The organism is Erysipelothrix anatis (genome assembly GCF_009828745.1).
GTDB classification, from domain to species: Bacteria; Bacillota_I; Bacilli_A; order Erysipelotrichales; family Erysipelotrichaceae; genus Erysipelothrix; species Erysipelothrix anatis.
On sequence record NZ_WTSX01000010.1, the window covers coordinates 67,719 to 86,863 of the forward strand.

Genomic DNA, 19,145 nt, shown 5'->3' on the forward strand with positions numbered 1-19,145 from the left:
TCTTTATATATTACAATAGGTCTATGAAACATTCTGAATTCAAAACATTTGAGCAAAAAATCGAAGGTACATTTATCAAATATGGCCGCATCCCATTGCTGGTCACTTTACTCATGGCCGGATTGACATTTTTAGGATATTACATTTACACAAATGTTTTTGAAGTTCGCAATGTTCAATCTTATATAACACAAGAAGTTATGCACATCGAATCAAGTATCGATGAAATTTTCGATTTCAATGCTGAAGGGCATGATTTTTCTGACATGAAAGAAAATATAGAAGTATATTCGAATGATATTTATCAGAAGTATTATGCCATCAATTCGCGTCTTGATGGGAATGTTCATATGATTATGTATGACGACGCAAACTATCCCATTTTGATTACGCAGCCGTCATTAGAAGGTAATGATTTTCTTCGCTATTATCATCGCCTAGTTTTAGAACGTCTGAATTCAAACGATACAATCGCAACTGTGATTACGAATTTAGGGAGTGATCCGTCTACAAAAGTTGTCTATGGTCGTAATTATACAGACATGCATCAAAACCGGCTTAAAGTTCTATATTTTGTGGATGCGAGTGTTTATAGTGAACTCTTGCAGTATCAAAGGGGAAATCACTTAGTGCTAACAGATCGATTTGATAATGTCATTGCATCAACATCTCGGGATTTTGTGACCAAATCAATGAAGTTTCCAAATGTTCCCAATGATACCTTAAGTCTTGAACATACTGCTTATCGGGTAAACTCGAAAATGTTTGGATCGGAAAACTTCATTATTCATGTTCTCGTGAAGAAAGATTCACTGGCTTTAACCTTTATGGTTGTCTCAGTCGTTGTAGCGGTTGCTTTATATATTGTCGAGCGTATTAATAAACTTTCAGCTCGCAAAATTGGTCGCGAAGCAAGCCGTTCGATTGCGACTTTGATTGAAGCAGTTGATCGCATGAAGAATGGTGATTTAGAAACACATGTCTCGCTCACAACACACGATGAGTTTGAAAAATTAGCGCATGCATTCAATGACATGGGAACGCAATTATCAGAACTCATTTCGAGTAATGAACGCCTCCTAGAATTACGGAAAAATGCGGAAATCAAGCAACTTGAAGCACAATTCAACCCGCATTTCCTCTACAATTCTCTAGAAACGATACGATATCTGATTGTTGATGATCCACAATTAGCTGAAAAATTGATTTTGAACACAACCCGCTTACTTCGCTACAGTATTACCCCAGATGCCAATGAAGTACCGTTCTCAGAAGATATTGAATACATAAAACTCTATTTAGAAGTTAATAAATTGCGGCTTCAAGAACGGTTTGTGTATACGATTGATATCGGCGAAGATGTGTTGCAGGAACAATTACCAAAGCTTTTGATTCAACCATTAATTGAAAACTGTTTGAAGCACGGTTATCGCTATAAAGATACGCTGACTGTGGGCGTTTTAGGATATTCTAATGAAACACATATTTTCTTGCATGTGATTGACGACGGTGGCGGTATGAATCCTGCACAACTCGAAGCATTGAAGTCTTATGACAGTAAATCGCATCATGTTGGATATGGAATTATGAGTGTACTTCAAAGGATGGAACTGTTGTACGGAGATGATGGCAAAGTCATAATTGAGAGTGATACGATGGGAACGCATATATCGCTAATTATTCCCAAAGGAGGTAACAAAGATGTATAGAGTATGTATTATTGAAGATGAGGCAATTATACGTAAAGGCCTTCGCCGCGCAATCGATTGGGACGCACTTAAGTGCACTGTAGTCGGGGAAGCAGCAAACGGGAATGAAGGATACCGCCTCATTGAAAAAGAAAAGCCAGATATTATTATTCTGGATATCAACATGCCGATTATGGATGGCATCGCATTATTAGAACTTTTACCAAGAGAAACATACAGTGTGATTATCATTAGTGGACACTCAGAATTTGATTATGCTAAAAAAGCGATTGAATTTGGTGTCACAGAATACCTGCTAAAACCTTTAGATCATGCTGCATTAACACATAGCATCCAACGTGCAATTAATGAAATTCATATGCGGCGTGCTTATGCGAAGGGGGCAAATGAGGTCGCAGATATATACTGCGTCCTACAGCAAACCCCAGCTGTTGCCTCTGTCACGATTATGAAAGCATTGGAATATATTCAGCAACACTATCATGAAAAAATAACATTGGAAGATATTCGCATGTATACAGGGAAAAGTTCAACTTCAATCAACAATCGTTTTCAAAAGTTTATTGGGATGACCTTCAATGAGTATTTGACTAAGTTTCGCATTCAGCAAGCTCTAGATCTGATTAAGACACAGTCATATCATATGTACGAAATTGCGGATATGGTCGGCTTTTCGGACTATAAATACTTTAATCAGGTATTCCACAAAGTAGTAGGTGTAGCGCCAAATATCGTTAAAACGTACTATTCACGAACATAACACCTCATAATACTAACAACAACATTTGTTCAAAATATATAAAATATCAAATATATTGAACATTTTAATAAATCTGTTACACTATAGTTATGACAAAACAGGAAGAAATTACAAAAATACTGCATACATTAAACCTTGGAGAACCCTTGCGTGTTTCGCAACTTGGAGGACTCACAAATAGAAATTTTAATGTTGAAACGAAAGACAAAAATCTGGTTATTCGCCTTGCAGGTAAGGATACAGATACAATCATTAACCGTTCTCATGAAGGTCTTATTGTACGTACAATTGCACCGTTGCATATAGATGCACCTTTGATGCATTTTGATGATGTCACAGGTTTAAAGATATCGCAATACATACCAGGTGCACTGACAATGAATGCAACACGTTTACAAGAATCAGAAAACTTAGAGAAAGCTGCAAATTTATTGGCACATTTACACCAATCAGCACCGTCATTACCCATTCAGTTTGATGTTATGGAAATGGTGCAAAAGTATGAAGCATCTCTTTCGCAACTTGAAGGGTACTATCCAGAAGGTTATCAAGCAATTCGCGATGACGTATTATTGCTTTATGTGCATCATGAGAATCATGATATGAAACGCGTTCTTAGTCATAATGATCCGTTACCGGAAAACTTCATAGTGAGCGAGACAGGTGATATGTTTCTTGTTGATTGGGAATATGGCGGAATGAATTCACGCTATTGGGATCTTGCTGATGTATCGATTGAAGCAGATTATAACTATTCAATGGACCGACAGTTTATCCATGCATACCTTGGAAAAGAACCCACTGATGAAGACTTCCTACAACTGCAATTAAACAAAGTGTATATTGATTTATTGTGGAGCCTTTGGGGTTATATACGAGAATCCTTGAAGGAAGAGCATGAAACTGAGGATTTCATCGCGTATGGAAACCTGCGGTTCCAACGTTTGAAAGAAAATCTTAAAAGGATTCATGAAAAATAGAACACACCAATAAGGTGTGTTTTCTTTAGCGCAATTTTCACAGGAAAACTTGTTAGTATACCGATGAAAAGAACATACTTTATGGTGTGAAGTGTCGAAATGGTAAGGAATGTTAAGATTGTGATAAACTGTGTGCTTAAATCGTGAATTATTAAAATAAATAGATTAATATATACAGAGATAAAACAACATAAACAATGTATTGTCGTGGGGGTCCATGCTTGTTGATGATCCTTTGATTTAGGTAAATTAAAATTTTGAGCAAAAAAATTTAAATAATTAAGTCTTTTTTGAATCTCATTCGTCTATTTAATGAGGGGTGATAAGATTTGAGTGAATTTGATATGACTCTAAAGAACCTATTTGTAAGTGACTCCAACAGCTATAAGGTTAGCAATTTAAAAAAAGCTGTGATTTGGTTGATTATCTACCAGCAATATCAGTCATATACATTACAAATATGTGGAAGAGGGTCTAGAAATGAAACGTAACAACAATACTACAGAAAACGATTGGCCATATACGGAAACGGGCACACATGATTTTGAGAGTCTTTATAATCAAACAATTCGTGCAGTGTATTATATTATTCGAAGGCTAATCAGAAACCAGCATACAGTCGAAGATCTTGTTCAAGATACATATCTGAAAGCATTCAAAAAAATTGATAGCTTAGAAGTCTATACGGTTGCCAATTTTGCAGCATGGATTAATCAAATTGCATTGAATAATGCGAAAGATTTCTTGAAGAAGAATAAGCCAGTACTATTCTCAGAGATAACACGTGAAGAAGATGTTGATTTTGAGGTTGAAGACACAGATACCTTTACGCAACCTGACGAGAGTGCAAATCAAGCAGAAATATCGGAAATTATCCAGAATATTATGGATAGCCTGCCTGAAGACCAACGCTTATGTACATTTTTATTTTACTATGAAGATATGACGATTCGCGAAATTGCAGCATATTTGGAGTTAAGCGAAAGTACGATAAAAAGTAGACTAAAGTATGCAAAAGATAAGATTCGGAAAAAGATTACAGAACATGAAAACAACGGCATTACATTCTTTAGCATTGCACCAATTGGACTCTTTGTGTATGCATTAAAAATGATGCAATCACAAGCACCAGTCCCCCCATATACGATTGTTGCTGCTGATGGTATTGCTGAAGGAGTTTCAGCGAAATCCCAAAAACCAGGTCATGTTGCAAAGGTAATTGTGACTGTTGGTGTGGTTTCAACGATTGCAGCATTCGCAATCATCAAATATCCCAAACCACCGATAACGCCTGTAGTAGAGAACAAGGTTAGCTTTGATCCCTTTGCATTCGTGAGCATTAGTTTCAATGGTGACTCAACACTAGGTACAGCTTCCTTACAGCTTGTAGGTGCACCGGAATCATTGACGACTGCCGCGTATTCAATCTCCAAATCGTCAGAATTGACAAACGGAGATGTAATCAAAGTTCGATTTGGACACAACGATTTTGAATCCAACTATGCAATAACAACACTCGAAAAAAGCTATACGGTAACCGGTTTAGAAGAACCAAATGTGATAAATCCATTTGAGGCTATCCACTTTATAACTTCGGGGGAAGATGGAAGTGGTTCCATAGATGCAGTATGGAATACAGAAAGCCCATGGTATCCATCACATCTGGACGGTATTAATATCATGTATTCAAAATCGGAAAGCCTTGCAAATGGTGATCAAATCGATGTGTTGCTTACCAACCTGCCCAAATCGGAAAAATACTATAACCAAACAACGATAAAAATAACAGTACAAGGACTTACACCCCAAATAAGTCAAAAACCCACCGCAATCCCACAACCTCCGAAGCCTGAACCAGACTTCGACCCATATATCTTTGTCAAAAATGAGATGACACAAAGTATCGCTGATCGGAATATTCCATCATTGTTATCGATGTTTAGTAAAGATTATTATGGGAACACATTAAACCCTGACGAATGGACCTCGTATACCCATCTTGGTCAGTCAATTAGTGTCGGAAAGCGTGATAATCAATATATTGGATACGCCGAAATGTACCTGCAAAACCGCAACGGTGATTGGATACAATTAAGTATTGTATCGTCTTTCAATGAAGATTTTAATGGGAAATATTCCCTTTATGCAGCAAGTTTGGATTCAACCCATAAACTGGAAGCATTTAAAGCATTACATTTCGGAGATGTCACTATTTTAACGAATTAATTATGGATGAAGGTAAAGAAATGAAACTAAAAACATTCAACAAAACAATCAAAAAAGGATTTATTTTTATTGCATTAGTTGCTTCTCTTGTAATTACATCAATAACGATTAATGCACAAACACACACCCAAAATATACGAAATATTCAAAATTTATTTGAGCAACATAACGTAAATGTGTTCGAATCAGTTTCTATGTCATTTTTAACGAAGAGTGGCGAAGACAGTTCAGACTATAACCCAGAAGGACGCTTAAAATTTGCGCTTCGTTGGAAAGTGCCAAGTGAACTTCACGATGAACTTGTCCAGGGAGACTTTATCGAAGTGTCACTACCGAAAACATTGGAAGATTTTGCACTGCTTGATGCTAAACAAGAAACAATCGAAAATGAGGTGCTTCAAATTAACGTGGATGATGTACGCAAAGGTGTCGTCACATTCACAGCGAAACTGAAAAACAATGATAACAGTGAGATTGTAAACGTCGAATTTATGAACACATTGGAAACTTTACAAACTTTTCCAATTACAATTCCTGTTGAAAAAATTCAGCCAAAGGATATCTTGAAAGAAACGCCTATCGTTTCTTCAATTGCGAAAGAAGTCGTTGGATCATCCCAATCGACTGAAGTAACAGAACCAACAAAACAAATCGAAACAGACGATGAAACAAAGACAAACATCGCAGTATCCAGATTTGATATTTATACATTGCCCGCGGATGCGAAATTTCTGTCAGGTGAAGAAGTCCTTTTTTACACAGGCTTATCATTAACTGAAGACAGCGGAACTCTTACTGATGCCATTTTGGAAGTTAAAGTACCTAAAGAACATTTAGTGAATGGAACTTTTGTTGCTTCAGATATAGCCTCACAAGTATCGAAAGAAGTCATTGATGCGGGTGATCATTATAAAGTAATCTATAAGCTCGCTGCGTTAGCTTCCGGAACGAGCTTAGATATTCCTATGAAGTTTGTGACTCATAATGGGGAAACACCGAATGGGTTTCCTGTAGCAATTGAAGCGACTTTAAAGCAACAGAAAGATGAAACAATCCTTGCACAAACAACAAAAGATGTCATCATTAACACAATTCAACCGCGTTTAGACAAAATGATAAACGCAGGTTCTTGGACTACTTCCGACAATCGTGTTATCAATGGTGGAGCGATTCATCCCAATGACGAAACGCGTCTCACTGATGATTTAAGCAAACTTAATCATGTACAGTTTACGTATACATTGAATGCAACAAATACAATCTCGGCACCGGGCTCTCGAGTCTATGATGAATTTGTCTTTGAGGACATTTTACCAGATGGGGCGATTTTTATTCCTGAAGATAATCCAGGATGGACCTACGATGCAGTGACCCGAACGGCTCGGAAGACCTACACAAATCCGGACGGAATTCGTCTTTACTACCAAAACTTCTCAAGTTATGTAACACTTAACTTGAAGTTTCCCAATGGACAAATCAATGAAACATTGACGAATACAGCAACCGTTACTGCAACGCCAAAGAATCGTCCAGAATATGAGTCGATATTGAAGAGCACAGATACTATTGACTTTAAGCTCGAAGCAACCAAACCAGTACCAGAACCAACGACATTCTCATTTGGTAAAACAATTAGTCCGTGGACTTTTTTAGACTATCAAAAAGATCGTGATAGAACCCACGAATGGAGCCTGACTATCGGCAATTCCGCAACATTAGCACATCCAAATCTGAATTTGAATTCGTTCGAAATAGTTGATAGTGGTCTCGATTCCCGCCTCAAGTATACATATGTGACAATTAATGCTCAGACAACAGTTGTGGGAACACTTGATATCATAGCGAAGTTGCAAGATGGTACTGAAACGATAATCGCAACTAATGTTGATCCTAAAGTAAAACATACGTATCCTCTAAATGCAGAAACACTGTCAGTTACAGTGAAATCGGTAGATGAAACGTATCTAGCACCCGGAAAAGGCTTTAACGTCCGAATTGGAACAGAATTACGGGATAAAACAGTGCCTGTTGTGGACGAAACATCAACTACAAGCCGTCTCAATAATGATGCAACATTCAAAGCAAAGTATTCAAATGGTCTAAGTTTAACCGGAAAACGTTCTGATTATATTCAATATTCCCGTGTTAATCCAACAGTTTCGTTACGAAAAGATGTCGTAAATAAAAAACTAAACTACTTTATCAATGACCATGTTGCGTTCCAACTGAGTGTTGATGTTGCTAACTTAGTTGGTGATATGGCATTTGTAGACTTAAACGTTTTGGTGGATATCATTCCAGATGGAACATCCTATGTTCCCGGTAGCGGTCTACTTGTTAAATCCTCAGTCATTGAATCTTCGATGACTACAGGAAGCCTTGAACCCGAAGTTGTTCCCAATTTTAAAGGGTCGGGACACACGGCACTTATCTGGAAACTTGAGGGTATGACCTACACAGGAACAAATACAAATGGTTCGCAAACAGGGGTACTCTCGATCCAATATGAAACAAAGATTACCGAACTTACTAATCCCGGAACAAATATCAATAATGCGATTCTTTCTTGGAAAAACAACAATCTCGTTAAGCCGGGAAATCGTGCCGTTTCTGATGAATACGATTTGAATGAAAACGGTGCAACCGACGACTTAATCGCTTCTGCAGTTGCACAGTTTAATTACGTGCCACCACGCGAATTGATGATTCGAAAAGCGGTCAAAGGTTCTCTAGATTCAAACTATATTTTACCGCCAAGTACGGGACTAAGTGAAATTGGCACGGAAACGAGTTATCAATTTTCACTATACAATAACTCGGTGACTGACATTACCAATCTTAATATTCTTGATTTATTGCCTGAAGTTGGTGATGAAACAGTAAGTACCGATATGACATTAGAGACACCAAGTCGCATTGCACGAAATTCAACTTTTAAATTGAACCTATCTGGACCCATTCAGGTACCTGATGATTTAGATGTATTTTATACAACAGATACTGTGACCTCAGATGTCAAGGCATTCTATATGAATGCAAATTGGACCCATTCACCTGCAGACTACGCTGCTGTGACGGCATTTAAGATCATTCTGAAGCCAGGTGCAGTACTTCGAAGTGGTCAAGAAATACAATTCGATGTCACATTTGACGTTCCAGCGAATACGCAACTTGATACTCTCGATAAAGCAGTAAATACCTTCGGTGTCGCAACGACTTCAAATCTTGATTTCTTTGAATCCAATCATTCAACGGTAGATATCGTTAAGTACAACGTATCAGGCCATGTATTTGATGATTTTAATGAAGACGGTTTATTTGATAAAGCGATGGACACGCCCTTTGAAACCTACACCGTACGTCTTGTGGATGCAAATGGAAATGATGTTTATGACCTGTCTGGAAATCCCTATGAAGTAAAAACGGATAATGATGGATTTTATAGTATGGATGTCTATCGTCATGGTCAGTACCGTATTAAAGTCATAACACCCGATGGTTATACGCTGACACGTCAGATGTCTGCTGAAAATGGGTCACATATTGAACCAAAAGGTAGAGATACAACCGGTGATTTTACATTAGACCGTTTGAATCCAAGAGCAATTCGAAATGCTGGATACTTCAAAGGAACGGTAGATGTAACGATTCATAAAATCTTGCATGATGCAGAAGGTACTCGTCTTGACCAAGACCGAAGCTTTAAGTTTAATGTAAGTTTTGATGAAACGGATGATAATATTGATAATTACAAACGTTATCAGGGTATGATTCAAGTCTACACAGAAGACATGACCTTTATTGAAACATTATGGGCTCAAGATGGTATTGTTACCATTCCGGCGAATCGTAAAATAGTCGTGAAGGGGCTCGCTAAGAATGCTCGAATTAAAGCTTCTGAGATTGTTTCTGAGTTGTATGAGGTAGAAGGTGGAACGATTGAAGCCACCTTGTCATCCACATCCATTAACTTTACGGTTATTAATACTGTAAAAGTTAATAAAATGGATTATTCGATGAACAAGGTATGGGTCAACGGACCTGAGATAAAACCGGAGATAGTTATTCAACTATTCCAAAATGATCAACCGTATGGTGCGCCTGTAACTCTTAAAAATGGAGAAACAACTTACCAATGGCTAAATTTAGATGCCAATGATAAAGATGGTCATTCCTTTAATTATCGCGTTGATGAAATAGCGATTCCTGATTACTATAAGAAACAAGTAGACGGCGCAACGATTACGAACACATACATTCCATCAGTGACGGATTTCACCGTACGCAAAGTATGGGTTGATGGACCAAAAGTGAAACCAACGATTTCAGTTCAGCTGTACCAAAATGGACTACCGTATCTTGATGCAATCAATCTAGAATCAGGACAAGAATCTTATACCTGGACACAACTTCCGGTAACTGATTTGAAAGGGAATCCTTTTACATATACTGTCGATGAAATCAATGTTCCATTCGGATACAGTAAACATGTTGATGGCGCAACGATCACGAATACTTTCACACCAGGAAAACTTGCGATGCAAATTCAAAAAGTGTGGGTAGGTGGGCCAACTACGCATCCTACGATTACAGTTCAATTGTATCGTAATGGTGTTGCCTATCAAGAACCGCGATCTTTAGTTAACGGTGAAACGTCCGTGTTATGGCGTGATCTTGATGCTGTAGATTCGGCGGGGAACGTATATATTTATACCATTGATGAAATTAATGTTCCTGAAGGATATGTTAAGTCTTTAAATGGTAATGTCATCACGAACACATACGTGAAAGATGAACCACCAATTGTTAAAGGTGTTGATAAGGATCCTAAATCCAAAGATTCATCACTGCCTAATACAGGTATGTCGAATTCAATATTAGTATTTGGTTTTGCCAGTGTATTAATAGGTCTTCTCATGATGCTTCGTTCGTTGCAACGAAAACGACACAATTAAGTAAAAGAAAGCTACCCAGTAATTTACTCGGTAGCTTTTGTATTGTTAACGAATACAGGTAGGTCCAAGGTCTTGAGATAAAGAAAAATGGAACATTATTTTCCACAGAGAGGAAGATGTTTGTGAAAGATTTCTTCTCTCAAAGGATAAACGGAACTTGTGGTAACGCCATGGCGACATTGACGCTTCCACTAATCGAATGGGTGGTTTTTTTACTGAAATGACGCGTATATTAGATCGGAAATGGTTCGGACCAAAAGTGCAAAGGAAATACGCGATGCGCACCCTTATAAAGAAAAACTATCAAGCACTCTGTGCGTCGATTAGCCATAGATGCTATGATAGATGTAAGGATTTAAAAAATGAAGGAGACAAAAATGAAAATTGCCATAACAGAAATGCTACAATTGGATACCCAAAGCACCAAGACAATTGAAAATTTAGGATTTGAAATTATCCGGTATCCTTTAGAAACAATCTATGAAGGGAATGCGGATGTCATTGTGGGCATGCATTTACCCAAAGAAACAATCCCAAGCGATCTGAAATTTGCACAGTTACTCTCGGCTGGTTATGATCACATTAATATTGAATTGTATAAAGAAGCAGGGATACCTATTGCGAATGGTCGCGGCATGTACAGCATTCCAATAGCCGAGTATTGCTTAGCTTACATACTTAACCATTATAAAAGTATTCCTGGGTACTTGAAACAGCAAGCTGATCATAAATGGGAGCGGTTGAACCAAAATAAAGCGCTCGACACTGCTAAAGTTTTGATTCTTGGGACTGGAAGTATCGCTCAAGAAACGGCAAAACGATTGAATGCTTTTAATGCTCAGGTTGATGGTATTAATTCTAATGGACGTCCCATTGAACATTTTTCTCAATGTTTTGCATTAGATGTTTTGGATAGACATTTACCCAATTATGATATTGTGATTTGTACATTACCAAGTAACGATGCTACGTATCATATTATGGATACAAATCAGTTTGCATTAATGAAAACGGATGCAATTTTTATAAATATTGGTCGTGGTGCTTGTGTGAACTTGGAAGGACTCATGACTGTGCTGGATACGAATTTAGCAGGTGTTGTCTTGGATGTTTTTGAAACAGAACCACTCGATACCAATCATCCACTTTGGGATCATCCTAAAGCAACGATAACCCCTCATGCCTCATTTGAAACGAGCAAAATCAATGACTACCGGTTGGGTATCGTGATGCATAACTTAAAACGCTTTGTGGAGCAAATGCCACTGATGAACCGTATTGTTTAAAGAGATGAATCTCATCTCTTTTTTAATATTGTATGTCCAAAGCAAATTCTTCCAGTCGTCTTCGATCCGTGATTTTGTAGGAAGTATCAATTTTTGAAAGTAACTTAAGTTCTCTCAGTTGCTTAAAGGTATGCATCAAGTGCCGGTAGCTTGTGCTTAGATACTCTGCGATTTCCGTTGCACTTTCATGATAGATGCCATCGTTCTCAGCGAAAAGAATAAATGCAGCTAGTCGATTAATCATGGGGTAATTGAGTGCGTGTGTGAGACGAAAGGTTCGATCTGTTAATTTCTGTGCAAGGTAAACGTTGAGGGCACGCGTAAATGCGAGGTTCAAGAGCAATTGTTCGTGTTTATCACGTGGGACTACAATACAGGTACAGTTAGACTGTGCGATAACTTCTTTCGATTGTTCTTCAACACCAAGTAAGCTAAGTACACCTAAGATATCACCCGCTTGCGCAAAATGAATGATGAATCGCGTTCCATTCTCGTGGTATAGATATATTTTGACGGTTCCTTCGATGAGAAAATAGAGATGCGTCTCAGCTTGTCCAAAGGGAATAATCTGGTCGTTGCGTACGTAAGATTGCGTGAAGCGATCCGTTATATTAATGGAATCTTCCATAATATGCAATAAATCGTTATGAATTGATGTCGCTTTCATAGTAACCTCCTAATATGAGATATCTCCTATAATTATCCTGTGTTGCATGATAAATTTCTAGTGGGAGGTTATTATGAATCAAACAATGAAATTATTTCTTTCTTTTGGCTTTTATATGCTGGCGGGATTTGGAATTAGTATCACAATCTTTGCAGGTATTGGTGTTAGTAGTTTTAATGCGTTAAATCTAAGCCTTGCGACTGTGTTGGAAGTCGACATTGGCACCGTGACGATGGTACTGAATATTTTCTTTTTAGGCATGTATGCAATGTAGACGCATTTTAAGTTACAAAAGAAGTATTTGATGCAGTTTATTGCTGCGATTGCATTTGGAAGTGTCATAAATATTTTTACCTACTACATTTTCAACAATCTTGTATTGATACACTATTTGACTAAAGTTGCAGTCTTTTGCGTAGGTGTGACGATATCGGGCATAAGTACAGGTATGATATTATACTTGGATATTCTAACTTTTCCGATTGAATCGGTTTGTAACGAGCTTTCATCACGATTAGAAGTACCGTTTCATAAACTACGTTATAGTTTTGATATCCTTTGTGTAATTGTGTCTATAGTGATGACAAAGTACTTCCGGAATCCTGTGAATGTTCGAGAAGGGACGTTAATTAGTTTGTTTCTTCTGACATTCTGGATGGACGCTACAGTTTCATGGATGCGTAAAAAAAATACCTAAGTATGCAAATTGGGATTATTATTCTTTACATAATCTAACTTTTGAGATAATATAGTCTCACATGAGACAAAGAGGTGTCAAATGACAAATCAAGAAAAAATATTCAAGGCAGCGATGCCGTACCTAGTTATGAATCCAACAGCGAGTATCGAGGCGATCGCTGCGTCAGCATCAATAAGTAAAGCCACATTTCATCGAACATTTGAGAGTCGAGATGTTTTCTTTAACCAGATGGCAGATTATGCTATCGAAATCCTGAAAAATGCACTTGATCAGAATACTTTATCAACATTAGAATCAAGAGTCTTGCGCGCAGTAGAAATTCTTGTGGTACATGGTGATAAGGTGAGCTTTCTATACAACTTCTCACACGAACACAATTTTGATACACTCAATCAAAAACTGCGACAAGAACTCGCAGTATACTATAAAGATATTGAAAAGGCGTATGACCAAGGGGTCTTAAATCGAGAGGTTCCTTTGGTAATGCTTGAAGACGCAATTCATGCACTTGTTTCCAATGCTTGGGTTCAAGTTTATGTGCAAAATGTTACCTATAAACAGGCATCCAGTGCTATCAAATCAATAATGTATGGAGGAATTGTTCATGAAACACGTCACAATTAACAATACTGATTATTTGTTTAGAATCGGTGTTCGTGATGATATCGATATCCGAAAAAGCTACAATCTACTTGTTAATATGGTGTTTGAATTCGACTTTGAGTTTTGGTATGAGGCAGGATATTGGACAGATGCGAATGTGCCTTATGTTCTGATTCATAATAATCAAGTGGTTGCGAATGTATCGGTAAATCATATTACGTTTGAACGAGATGGATCACTTTTTGAAACGGTGCAACTGGGTACAGTCTGTACGCACCCCGAATATCGGAATCAAGGCCTCATTCGGTTCCTCATGAATCAGATATTCGAAGCATACAATCCCGACACGACATCTTATTACTTGTATGCCAACGAGAATGTGATGGAGTTCTACCAACAGTTCGGTTTCAACTATGTTCCGGAAAACCAATACCGTATTAAGACAAAACCTTGCGTTTCCACCTTTTCACAAATTAATAAAGAGACACTGCTTCAGTCGTCACAGTATCTCAAATTATTATGTGAAGGAAATCCCTATACTGCTATTGCAATGAAGGACAATCTAGGACTTCTCATGTTTTATCTTCTCGGTCCATTTCAAGACTATCTTTATTATAGTTCGACTTATCATATGCTGGTAGTTTATGACGCTACGACGGGAATGCTGTTTGATGTGTTTGGCACGACGAAGGTCTCGTTAGATACAGTTGCATCGGAATTAAGCAATGCGCAATCCGTTGTATTAGGGTTTATGCCTAATACTATCGTGAATGTATCTCAAAAACATATCGATTATGATGAAACCGCGTTGTTTGTACGAAACCAAAATCCAATTTTCGCTGGTGATTCGTGTGTGCCATACTTATCGCATGCATAGATAAAATTGATGTATACTTTTAATAAATACGTCTCAACCGATGAGCGCAAAGGAGATTAACATGAATCCGTTCACAACACCTGAAATTGAAAATGTCTATGCACACTATGATCACCAATCGTATGCCATGTTGCAAGAAATTCGGACACGTATTTATGAATTAGCGACGATGAACGATCAAGTAGGCACGATTGAAGAATCATTAAAGTGGGGACAACCTTCGTATGCAACTGTTAGACCTAAATCAGGGACACCGATTCGTCTCGATGTCTTTGATGAACAGCATGTTGCCATATTTGTAAGTTGTCAATCAAATTTAATTGAGCAATTACGTCAAATTTATGGTTATGACCTTGAGTTTTCTAAAAATCGTGCGATTGTTCTTGCGAAAAATAAGCCACTTAATTTTACTGTGTTAGACGACTGTCTAATACGTGCGTTGACTTATCACAATACCTAAAGAGAGCGAAAGTTCTCTTTTTTATAGGAACAGTCCATAAAGAACCCCGATACCTGCTGTGCATGCCATACAAAATAAGATAGATTTTTTCCGATATAAACGTAAATATGCGTTTGATACAAGGGTGATTGTAATTAATAGTGGTTGCCCATCACTGGTGTATGCATTATTGACAAGAGAAAGGGCGACTGATAAAATCATCGCAATCGCAGCAATCTTCGTGAAATGGAGAAATGTGTTGAATAATGGCATTGAAAGTAGTTTGTCCTCATAAGTAAATAAAAGATAAGAAAATACAAATGAAGACATGCAAACAGCGATTGTCGCTATAATTGCGCCGATAATACCGAATGTGATAAAACCAACATATGTTGCCGAGTTGACGGCAATGGGACCCGGAGCTAATAGATCCAATGCGTTTAAATCTGCAAATTGCGTGGCATTAATTCCAAGGTGGAGTGAATTTTCATAAATGAGTGAAAGCATTGCATAACCGCCACCAAAACCTAGAAAACCTATTTTTAAGAACGTTAGAAAAAGTTGCATCATTTGAAGTTCCTCCATGCTAGAACGCAAAGGCTTAGCAAGAAACATCCAAGAATAATCCAAGGAATTGATACATTCAGAAAAGTCACTACAGTGAATACGAATATAATTATAAAATAAGATTGAAAGCTGCGTGTTATAATGTGCGGAATCATTGCCACTCCAGCTTCAAGAATGTAAATGCCAGCAGTGGCACGGATAGCGATAAATAGATATTGAATGACACCGGTTTGTGGAATCATTTGGTAAAGCATCGTCAAAAAAATCATGATAACAAGCACAGGAAGAATCGCGCCAAGTGCTGCAATGTAGCGTCCACTTCGACCATTAATTTTTTCGCCCAGTAGACAAGCTGTTGTGACGGCAGTTACGCCTGGAATCGATTGTGATATTGCTATATAGTGATAAAAGTCATCACTGGATATATAGTGATGTTGTTTTACAAGTTTATCATCCAATAGGGGAACCATGGCAAGTCCGCCCGAAAATGTTAATGTGCTTGCCATCGTAAATAGCTTAAATAATTCAAAATTTTTATTCATTCTTTCACCTCGTATCTAAGTGTATCAAGCATAGTGTATAATGAATAGTAATGATATATTATAGTATACATAAGGGGTGCTTATATGAATATTGATCGAATTAATATGTTTTTGGCTGTGTGTATTCACGGAAGTATTTCACGTGCTGCAGAAGCGTTATACATTAGCCAACCGGCAGTAAGTCAAGGTATTAAGGAATTAGAGTTAGAACTGAATGTCGAACTTTTTCATCGTTCTGGACGATCGATAAAACCTACACAAGAAGCGTTACAATTTTATCCGTATGCACAAGCATTAATTCAAGCAAATGAGCGTGCTGCGTCGGTCTTTAAGAGAGATGCATCATTACCTGTACTCCGTGTTGGATGTACGGTCACAATTGCTACTTATATGCTTCCAGAAATCATTGCGCACTTTGCAACCTTACATCATGTCCAACTTCAAATTACGGTCAATAATGTCGCAACTATTAAGGAACGTGTCATTAATAATAACTTAGACGTTGCGCTAATAGAAGGGGTTCCGGATAATAATACGTTAGCATATTTTCGTGTTGGCACAGTTGATTTGGTGTATGTCGCAAGCCCAAGCTATCTAATGAATCGTAGAGGTTGTTATCACTTATTGACGCGCGAGATTGGAAGTTCCTATCGGAAGTATATGGATCGTATTATTTATGATGATGAGATAGAATCAGTCATTTCTTGGACCGCTAATAATAATGAGACATTACTTCATGCGGCAATAGGCGGTCATGGTGTCGCAGTACTTCCAAGAATTGCTGTTGCAGATTACATTCAAAAGGGAATATTAGACATTGTGGTGTTTCATTATGCAACATTCACAGAGGAAATCGGTACGATTAATAATGCTTTTCGAACCCACGAAACGATTATCAAGTCTTTTGTAGATACGGTAACGCATTTTCTAAAATAACAGATGCGGTAAGATAAAATGTTGTTGCAAAGTAATTGCAACAAACAGTATTTTTTATACATTCTAATCATATGCAAATACAGAAAATAGGAGCTGTCTTAGCAATGGTTGTCGGGATTGTTCTTCTTAAACTTTAAAAGGAGGCACTTGTCATAAGTGCCTTCTTTTTTATAATTTAATGATTGATTTGGTCATTAATGGGTTCCAAATCAATTCCTGAAACCTCTCATCAAGATCGTGGTTGCTTAAGGGATTGTGTTGCGATTGATTCCACGAATCTAGAAAGTCGATGTTTGCGACTATATACGATGCGTAAAATGCTTGCTGGCTTGTAAGAATATCATGATAATGATGTTCAAGCTTTTTTAATAGGACACGTTTACCATTTTTCAGAAATTCAAGATCGCTGTTTTGCTTCTGAATTAGAAACTGAGCAGCAGAATTGATAAAAAATGACTGTGATGTTGTAAATGGTATACTTAAAGTCTCGAGTGTTAATGTTTGAAAATAAGTATCCCATAATTGCATGATGCCAAATTCAAAAAGTTCGAATTTTGAGTCGAAATGCCGGTAAAATGTTGAGCGATGATATCCTGTCGCAATACAAATATCATGTACAGTGATATCGTGAAAACGTCTTGTTGGGCCTTCTGTCATTAACTTGAAACTTACATCCCATATTTTTTGTTTAGTGTCCATTGCATCTCCGTGCGACATATGTAGAAAATGTCTCTTTTCGTTTATTCTATTCTACTATACACTTTAGAAGAAAGAGAGGTATTTTCATGAAAAGGAATGTTATTTTATTTATATCAATGAGTTTGGATGGCTATATAGCAGATAAAGAGGGTAGTATTGAATGGTTATCCGTACCGATGGAAGCTGAAGATACTACTTACGATGCATTCTATAAAAATGTGGATACAGTTTTATTAGGATATAAAACATATCATCAAATTGTGACAGAGCTTGCTGTGGATGATTTTCCATATAAAGATGTACAAACACTTGTGTTTACACGTCGTGACCTAACCAGTGATGAAACAAACATTCAATTTATCAATGATGATGTTGTATCGCAGGTACAGGCTCTTAAACATGATCCTGGAAATGATATTTGGGTTGTTGGCGGTGCATCTTTAGTCCGGCCTTTGGTTGATGCAAATCTTATTGATGAGTATCAAATTGCAATCATTCCCAAATTAATTGGTGATGGCATCTCACTATTTAGTAAGAGCTCACATCAGCAAGGCCTAAAAGTAGTGAATACGAATGTTATCAATGATATAGTTTATCTTACATATCACAAAGTTGATTAAAACATTCAACGTTGTTGCTATTTCTTTGCAGTTTAAACCTTTTTAGACACCCAACACTCTGAAGTAACTTAAAATGGGTGTATAAAAAGCGAAAAAGAGAAGAAGATGCATAACAATTTCAAAAAAGTTTGCAAAGTTTATTCATCGCACTGATTATTTCTGATCGTGTCTCAACGCGTAGCTATGAAGCGCTAGAACAAAGTGTCTTAATGCTTGAAGATACGATGAATTTAGTAAAAAAATACAGTTTTATCGTTTGTTGAACATTATGACGGTAAATTCTCTGAAAATGATTATTATTCATTTCAAATGATCCAAGGTGGGATGTGTCTCTTGAATGCTGATCCGGAAACTGTTAATTTTATTGAAAATGAAAAGTATTTGGTCACTTTTGACTCTAATTCAACATGTCACGCTTGCATCAGATGCTCATGAAAAAAACCATCCTATAGAGGAACTGACCTAGTTCCTTGGGACTCAAGAAAAAACCAAGTTAGGATGAAGCCAACCGATAATTAACGGGAGACTGATATCCTAGCTTTTCTTGTATTCGATTTTCATTGTAATATTTTAAATAGT

Annotated in this window: 17 protein-coding genes; 12 read left to right on the forward strand and 5 right to left on the reverse strand. The window is 37.3% G+C overall.

Annotation, left to right across the window (positions count from 1 at the left end; translation table 11 throughout):
- Positions 1-23: 23 nt before the first annotated feature.
- The 6 genes from GVV19_RS08160 (at position 24) to GVV19_RS08185 (ending at position 11,916) form a co-directional block, all read left to right on the forward strand.
- Positions 24-1,709, forward strand: a complete 1,686-nt coding sequence (locus GVV19_RS08160; protein ID WP_159646959.1) for a sensor histidine kinase — start codon at positions 24-26, stop codon at positions 1,707-1,709.
- Positions 1,702-2,469, forward strand: a complete 768-nt coding sequence (locus GVV19_RS08165) for a response regulator transcription factor (protein ID WP_159640421.1) — start codon at positions 1,702-1,704, stop codon at positions 2,467-2,469. Before GVV19_RS08160 ends, GVV19_RS08165 begins: the two co-directional genes overlap by 8 nt.
- A gap of 89 nt (positions 2,470-2,558) precedes the next feature.
- Entirely contained in the window at positions 2,559-3,449 is an 891-nt protein-coding gene (locus tag GVV19_RS08170) for a choline kinase family protein (protein WP_159646961.1), read from the forward strand.
- 576 nt (positions 3,450-4,025) lie between these two features.
- Positions 4,026-5,675, forward strand: coding sequence for an RNA polymerase sigma factor (locus GVV19_RS08175; RefSeq protein WP_407926019.1), 1,650 nt, complete (start codon positions 4,026-4,028; stop codon positions 5,673-5,675).
- 20 nt (positions 5,676-5,695) lie between these two features.
- Positions 5,696-10,630 carry a Cna B-type domain-containing protein gene (locus GVV19_RS08180; RefSeq protein ID WP_159646965.1) on the forward strand — a complete coding sequence of 1,645 codons (4,935 nt, stop codon included), beginning with the start codon at positions 5,696-5,698 and terminating at the stop codon, positions 10,628-10,630.
- Positions 10,631-11,007: 377 nt separating this feature from the next.
- Positions 11,008-11,916 carry a D-2-hydroxyacid dehydrogenase gene (locus tag GVV19_RS08185; protein ID WP_159646967.1) on the forward strand — a complete coding sequence of 303 codons (909 nt, stop codon included), beginning with the start codon at positions 11,008-11,010 and terminating at the stop codon, positions 11,914-11,916.
- Between the two features lie 22 nt (positions 11,917-11,938).
- Here GVV19_RS08185 and GVV19_RS08190 read toward each other — a convergent pair whose 3' ends face one another.
- A complete protein-coding gene (locus tag GVV19_RS08190) occupies positions 11,939-12,583 on the reverse strand; it encodes a cyclic nucleotide-binding domain-containing protein (RefSeq protein ID WP_159646969.1) in 645 nt (214 codons plus the stop codon).
- A 73-nt stretch (positions 12,584-12,656) separates the two neighbouring features.
- Here GVV19_RS08190 and GVV19_RS08195 point away from each other — a divergent pair, with 73 nt between their 5' ends.
- The 4 genes from GVV19_RS08195 (at position 12,657) to GVV19_RS08210 (ending at position 15,223) form a co-directional block, all read left to right on the forward strand.
- Complete coding sequence (locus GVV19_RS08195; protein ID WP_159646972.1) at positions 12,657-12,857, forward strand: hypothetical protein; 201 nt, start codon at positions 12,657-12,659, stop codon at positions 12,855-12,857.
- Between the two features lie 504 nt (positions 12,858-13,361).
- Positions 13,362-13,907: a hypothetical protein gene (locus tag GVV19_RS08200; protein ID WP_159646974.1), complete on the forward strand. Its 546-nt coding sequence runs from the start codon at positions 13,362-13,364 to the stop codon at positions 13,905-13,907.
- Positions 13,888-14,763, forward strand: a complete 876-nt coding sequence (locus GVV19_RS08205) for a GNAT family N-acetyltransferase (protein WP_159646976.1) — start codon at positions 13,888-13,890, stop codon at positions 14,761-14,763. The genes GVV19_RS08200 and GVV19_RS08205 overlap by 20 nt, the downstream gene beginning before the upstream one ends.
- Positions 14,764-14,824: 61 nt before the next feature.
- Positions 14,825-15,223 carry a DUF1801 domain-containing protein gene (locus GVV19_RS08210; protein ID WP_159638606.1) on the forward strand — a complete coding sequence of 133 codons (399 nt, stop codon included), beginning with the start codon at positions 14,825-14,827 and terminating at the stop codon, positions 15,221-15,223.
- A 21-nt stretch (positions 15,224-15,244) separates the two neighbouring features.
- On the opposite strand, the gene GVV19_RS08215 is transcribed toward GVV19_RS08210, so the two are convergent.
- Positions 15,245-15,772 carry a chromate transporter gene (locus GVV19_RS08215; protein WP_159646978.1) on the reverse strand — a complete coding sequence of 176 codons (528 nt, stop codon included), beginning with the start codon at positions 15,770-15,772 and terminating at the stop codon, positions 15,245-15,247.
- Positions 15,769-16,311, reverse strand: a complete 543-nt coding sequence (locus GVV19_RS08220; RefSeq protein WP_159646980.1) for a chromate transporter — start codon at positions 16,309-16,311, stop codon at positions 15,769-15,771. The genes GVV19_RS08215 and GVV19_RS08220 overlap by 4 nt, the downstream gene beginning before the upstream one ends.
- Positions 16,312-16,395: 84 nt before the next feature.
- On the opposite strand from GVV19_RS08220, the gene GVV19_RS08225 reads away from it, so the two are divergent.
- Positions 16,396-17,247: a LysR family transcriptional regulator gene (locus GVV19_RS08225; RefSeq protein WP_159646982.1), complete on the forward strand. Its 852-nt coding sequence runs from the start codon at positions 16,396-16,398 to the stop codon at positions 17,245-17,247.
- A 168-nt stretch (positions 17,248-17,415) separates the two neighbouring features.
- Here the strand turns inward: GVV19_RS08225 and GVV19_RS08230 are convergent, their stop codons facing one another.
- On the reverse strand, positions 17,416-17,946 hold the full coding sequence (locus GVV19_RS08230) for a TetR/AcrR family transcriptional regulator (protein ID WP_159646984.1): 531 nt from the start codon (positions 17,944-17,946) through the stop codon (positions 17,416-17,418).
- An 86-nt stretch (positions 17,947-18,032) separates the two neighbouring features.
- Here GVV19_RS08230 and GVV19_RS08235 point away from each other — a divergent pair, with 86 nt between their 5' ends.
- Positions 18,033-18,566 (forward strand): dihydrofolate reductase family protein, encoded by a 534-nt coding sequence (locus GVV19_RS08235; RefSeq protein WP_159646986.1) that lies wholly within the window; start codon positions 18,033-18,035, stop codon positions 18,564-18,566.
- Positions 18,567-19,059: 493 nt separating this feature from the next.
- Here the strand turns inward: GVV19_RS08235 and GVV19_RS10895 are convergent.
- A partial coding sequence (locus tag GVV19_RS10895) for an IS3 family transposase (protein ID WP_328598615.1) occupies positions 19,060-19,145 on the reverse strand: 86 nt, incomplete at its 5' end.

Bases quoted from the DNA above. Each gene is read 5' to 3' on its own strand.
- GVV19_RS08160 (WP_159646959.1), top strand. From the start codon at position 24: ATGAAACATTCTGAATTCAAAACATTTGAGCAAAAAATCGAAGGTACA.
- GVV19_RS08165 (WP_159640421.1), top strand. From the start codon at position 1,702: ATGTATAGAGTATGTATTATTGAAGATGAGGCAATTATACGTAAAGGC.
- GVV19_RS08170 (WP_159646961.1), top strand. From the start codon at position 2,559: ATGACAAAACAGGAAGAAATTACAAAAATACTGCATACATTAAACCTT.
- GVV19_RS08180 (WP_159646965.1), top strand. From the start codon at position 5,696: ATGAAACTAAAAACATTCAACAAAACAATCAAAAAAGGATTTATTTTT.
- GVV19_RS08185 (WP_159646967.1), top strand. From the start codon at position 11,008: ATGAAAATTGCCATAACAGAAATGCTACAATTGGATACCCAAAGCACC.
- GVV19_RS08190 (WP_159646969.1), bottom strand. From the start codon at position 12,583: ATGAAAGCGACATCAATTCATAACGATTTATTGCATATTATGGAAGAT.
- GVV19_RS08195 (WP_159646972.1), top strand. From the start codon at position 12,657: ATGAATCAAACAATGAAATTATTTCTTTCTTTTGGCTTTTATATGCTG.
- GVV19_RS08200 (WP_159646974.1), top strand. From the start codon at position 13,362: ATGACAAATCAAGAAAAAATATTCAAGGCAGCGATGCCGTACCTAGTT.
- GVV19_RS08205 (WP_159646976.1), top strand. From the start codon at position 13,888: ATGAAACACGTCACAATTAACAATACTGATTATTTGTTTAGAATCGGT.
- GVV19_RS08210 (WP_159638606.1), top strand. From the start codon at position 14,825: ATGAATCCGTTCACAACACCTGAAATTGAAAATGTCTATGCACACTAT.
- GVV19_RS08215 (WP_159646978.1), bottom strand. From the start codon at position 15,772: ATGATGCAACTTTTTCTAACGTTCTTAAAAATAGGTTTTCTAGGTTTT.
- GVV19_RS08220 (WP_159646980.1), bottom strand. From the start codon at position 16,311: ATGAATAAAAATTTTGAATTATTTAAGCTATTTACGATGGCAAGCACA.
- GVV19_RS08225 (WP_159646982.1), top strand. From the start codon at position 16,396: ATGAATATTGATCGAATTAATATGTTTTTGGCTGTGTGTATTCACGGA.
- GVV19_RS08230 (WP_159646984.1), bottom strand. From the start codon at position 17,946: ATGGACACTAAACAAAAAATATGGGATGTAAGTTTCAAGTTAATGACA.
- GVV19_RS08235 (WP_159646986.1), top strand. From the start codon at position 18,033: ATGAAAAGGAATGTTATTTTATTTATATCAATGAGTTTGGATGGCTAT.